This is a genomic window from Microbacterium sp. UBA3394 (genome assembly GCF_002358725.1).
In the GTDB taxonomy this organism is placed as follows: domain Bacteria; phylum Actinomycetota; class Actinomycetes; order Actinomycetales; family Microbacteriaceae; genus Microbacterium; species Microbacterium luteum.
Map to the genome: position 1 here is coordinate 1 of NZ_DEPK01000014.1, position 3,496 is coordinate 3,496.

Below are 3,496 nucleotides of genomic sequence, written 5' to 3' on the forward strand. Positions count from 1 at the left end.
GCCCTGCCGATCATCGGCATCGAGGACTTCTGGCAGCGCGCCGTCGTCGGCATCCTCATCATCGGCGCCATCGTGCTCGACCGGGTGCTCGCCGTGAGACAACACCGACGACTCATCGCCGCGAGGGAGGAGCAATCATGACCTCGGCCGTCCTCACCGCTCGCACCGAGCGCCGCTACCGCAACCATCACCACGCCCTGTGGCGACGGGTCGTGCTGAACCGCGAAGCGGCCATCATCGGACTCCTCGCACTCGTGATCGTCGTCGCGACCATCGTGGTGCCGAACTTCGACAGCCCGCTGACGATCACCTACCTCATTCGCGAACTCGCACCGATCCTTCTGATCGCCCTGCCGATGACGCTGATCATCATCACCGAGGAGATCGACCTCTCGGTGGCCAGCATCGTCGGTCTCTCCTCGGTGGTCACGGGGCTCGGCGTCCAGGCCGGCTGGGGGCTGCCGCTCGCGGGCCTGGCCGCGATCGTCGTCGGCATCATCGCGGGTGCGATCAACGGCGCCCTGGTCACCTTCGTGGGTCTGCCCTCGCTGGCCGTCACGATCGGCACGCTCGCACTCTTTCGCGGAATCGCGGTGGGGCTGCTGGGAACCACGGCCATCAGCGACTTCCCGGACTTCTGGACCGATCTGGCGCGAGCCAACGTGCCGGGGACCCCCGTGCCGATGATCATCATCCCGTTCATCGTGCTGGCTGTCGTCTTCGCCGTCCTGCTGCACTTCACCCCCTTCGGACGCTCGCTCTATGCGATCGGCCTGAACAAGGAGGCCGCAAGCTTCTCGGGGATCGACGTCGGCCTGACGAAGTTCTGGCTGTTCGTCATGAGCGGCGCCGTGTCGGGCTTCGCCGGGATCTACTTCACCCTGCTCTACAACAACGCCCGCGGCGACAACGCCACCGGCATGGAACTGCAGATCATCGCCGCCGTCCTGCTGGGTGGGGTGTCGATCTTCGGCGGCCGTGGCGCGCTCCACGGCGTCATCGCCGGCGTGCTGCTGATCGGGACGCTCTCCAGCGCCCTCCGATTGGCCGGCGTCACCAGCGACATCATCAACGTCATCACCGGGATCCTGCTGGTCGTCTCGGTGGTGTCCGCAAGCTTCCTCGCATGGGTGCGCACCAAGCGTGTGTCCGCCGTCGGGAAGAAGAAGGGACGCTCCGGCGCATCCGACGCCTGAGCATTCCACCTGGAATCACAGACCGACTTCACCAAGGGAAGGAAACAACGATGTTCAACACCAGGAACCGCCGCTTCGGCGTCGGCATCGCGGCCGTCGCGGCCACCGCAGCACTCGTCCTCACCGGATGCTCCGGCTCAAGCGACTCGGGCGGGGACGCGGGCGGCGACGGCGAGGCCGTCACCATCACGATGCTGCCCAAGAACCTCGGCAACCCGTACTTCGACACCTCCAGCGCCGGGGCCGTCGAGGCCGTCGACGAGTTCGGCGGAGTTTTCGAAGAGGTCGGCCCGAGCGAGGCGACCCCGACCTCGCAGGTCACCTACATCCAGACCGCGGCGCAGCAGGGCGCCGACGCGCTCGTCGTCTCGGCGAACGACCCCGAGGCCATCTGCGATGCGCTCGACGAGGCCAGCAGCGCCGGCGTGAAGATCGTCACCTTCGACTCCGACACCAACCCGGAGTGCCGCGACCTGTTCATCAACCAGGCCACCGCAGAAGGCATCGCGCAGGTGCAGGTCGACCTGATCACCGAGCAGATCGGCGACGAAGGCCAGATCGCCGTCCTGTCCGCCTCCGCCAACGCCACGAACCAGAACTCCTGGATCGAGATGATGGAGGAGGAGCTTGCGGCCAACCACCCGAACGTCGAGCTCGTCGAGGTCGCCTACGGCGACGACGACGACCAGACGTCGTTCGACAAGACCGCCGCTCTGCTGCAGACCTACCCCGACCTCAAGGGCATCGTCTCGCCGACCACCGTCGGGATCGCCGCCGCAGCGCGCTACCTGTCGACCTCGGAGTACAAGGGTGAGGTCGCGCTGACGGGCCTCGGTACACCGAACCAGATGCGCGAGTACGTCGAAGACGGCACCGTCGAGGCGTTCGCGCTGTGGAACCCGGCCGACCTCGGCTACCTCGCCGCCTTCGCCGCCGACGCGCTGGCCACCGGTGCGATCGAAGGCGCGGAAGGCGACTCGTTCGAGGCCGGCAAGCTCGGCACCTACGAGGTCGGCGCCGACGGCGTCGTCCTCCTCGGAGACCCCTACGTCTTCGACGCCGAGAACATCGGCGACTTCGACTTCTAAGCGATCCACGGCCCGAGGGGCGTCCGGCGATCCGCCGGGCGCCCCTCGTCGCGCTCATCACCCGCTCCGCGGTACCTCACCGCACTCCGCAGTCACTTCACCTAACTCCGCGGTCACTTCACCTCACTCCGCGCCACCTGCCCCGCTCCGCAGTCACTTTGTGCGGATGAAGGGGCCGCGCACCCGCCGAAAATGACTGCGGAGCGGCTTTTGCGGAGCCCGTGCGACTTTCGTGGGCGGGCGCCGCGCGGCGCGGGCCGGTGTGGGCGGCGTGCGGCGGCGGAGCGGGGCGGCGTGGCCATGCACGGGAAAGCGCTTGCGCGGCGGACAGGGGCGTGGCACACTAGGGAAAGCGTTTACCCCTCGGGGTTCCCCGGCTTTTCCGCGACCGTGACGTCGCCGGATACGAGAGAGAAGGACCGCATGACCGACACCACGATCGCCCCGCCCCAGGCCGAGGTCCGCCCGGCCGTCCGCGAGATCGGCATCATCATGAACGGCGTCTCCGGGCGCATGGGCTACCGGCAGCACCTGGTGCGCTCGATCCTCGCGATCCGCGACCAGGGCGGCATCGTGCTCTCCGACGGCACGAAGGTCACGGTCAAGCCGCTGCTGGTCGGCCGCAGCGAGGCGAAGCTCGCCGACCTCGCCGACAAGCACGGCATCGAGGACTACACCACCGACCTCGATGCGGCCCTCGCCGACCCCCGCTGGGAGATCTACGCCGACTTCCTCGTCACCAAGGCGCGTTCGGCGGCTCTCCGCAAGGCGATCGCGGCCGGCAAGACCATCTACACCGAGAAGCCGACCGCAGAGACCGCGGCCGAAGCACTCGAGCTGGCCAAGCTCGCCGCGGCAGCCGGCGTGAAGACCGGCGTCGTGCACGACAAGCTCTACCTCCCGGGCCTGCAGAAGCTGAAGCGCCTCATCGATTCGGGCTTCTTCGGCCGCATCCTCTCGGTGCGCGGCGAATTCGGATACTGGGTCTTCGAAGGCGACTGGCAGCCTGCGCAGCGTCCGAGCTGGAACTATCGCACCGAAGACGGCGGCGGCATCATCGTCGACATGTTCCCGCACTGGAACTACGTCATGGAGAACCTGTTCGGTGAGGTCAAGAGCGTCTACGCCCAGGCGGCCGTGCACATCGCCGACCGCTGGGACGAGAACGGCGAGCACTACACCGCCACGGCGGAAGACGCCGCCTACGGCATC

At 67.7% G+C, this 3,496-nt stretch carries 3 protein-coding genes; all 3 read left to right on the top strand.

The features are described from left to right. Nucleotides 1-137 precede the first annotated feature (137 nt). Nucleotides 138-1,196: an ABC transporter permease gene (locus tag B4E30_RS00610; RefSeq protein WP_286793055.1), complete on the top strand. Its 1,059-nt coding sequence runs from the start codon at nucleotides 138-140 to the stop codon at nucleotides 1,194-1,196. 50 nt (nucleotides 1,197-1,246) lie between these two features. Next, nucleotides 1,247-2,284 carry a rhamnose ABC transporter substrate-binding protein gene (gene rhaS, locus B4E30_RS00615; protein WP_286793057.1) on the top strand — a complete coding sequence of 346 codons (1,038 nt, stop codon included), beginning with the start codon at nucleotides 1,247-1,249 and terminating at the stop codon, nucleotides 2,282-2,284. A 423-nt stretch (nucleotides 2,285-2,707) separates the two neighbouring features. Continuing rightward, nucleotides 2,708-3,496: Gfo/Idh/MocA family protein (locus tag B4E30_RS00620; RefSeq protein WP_286793059.1), on the top strand; the 789-nt coding region annotated here is incomplete at its 3' end.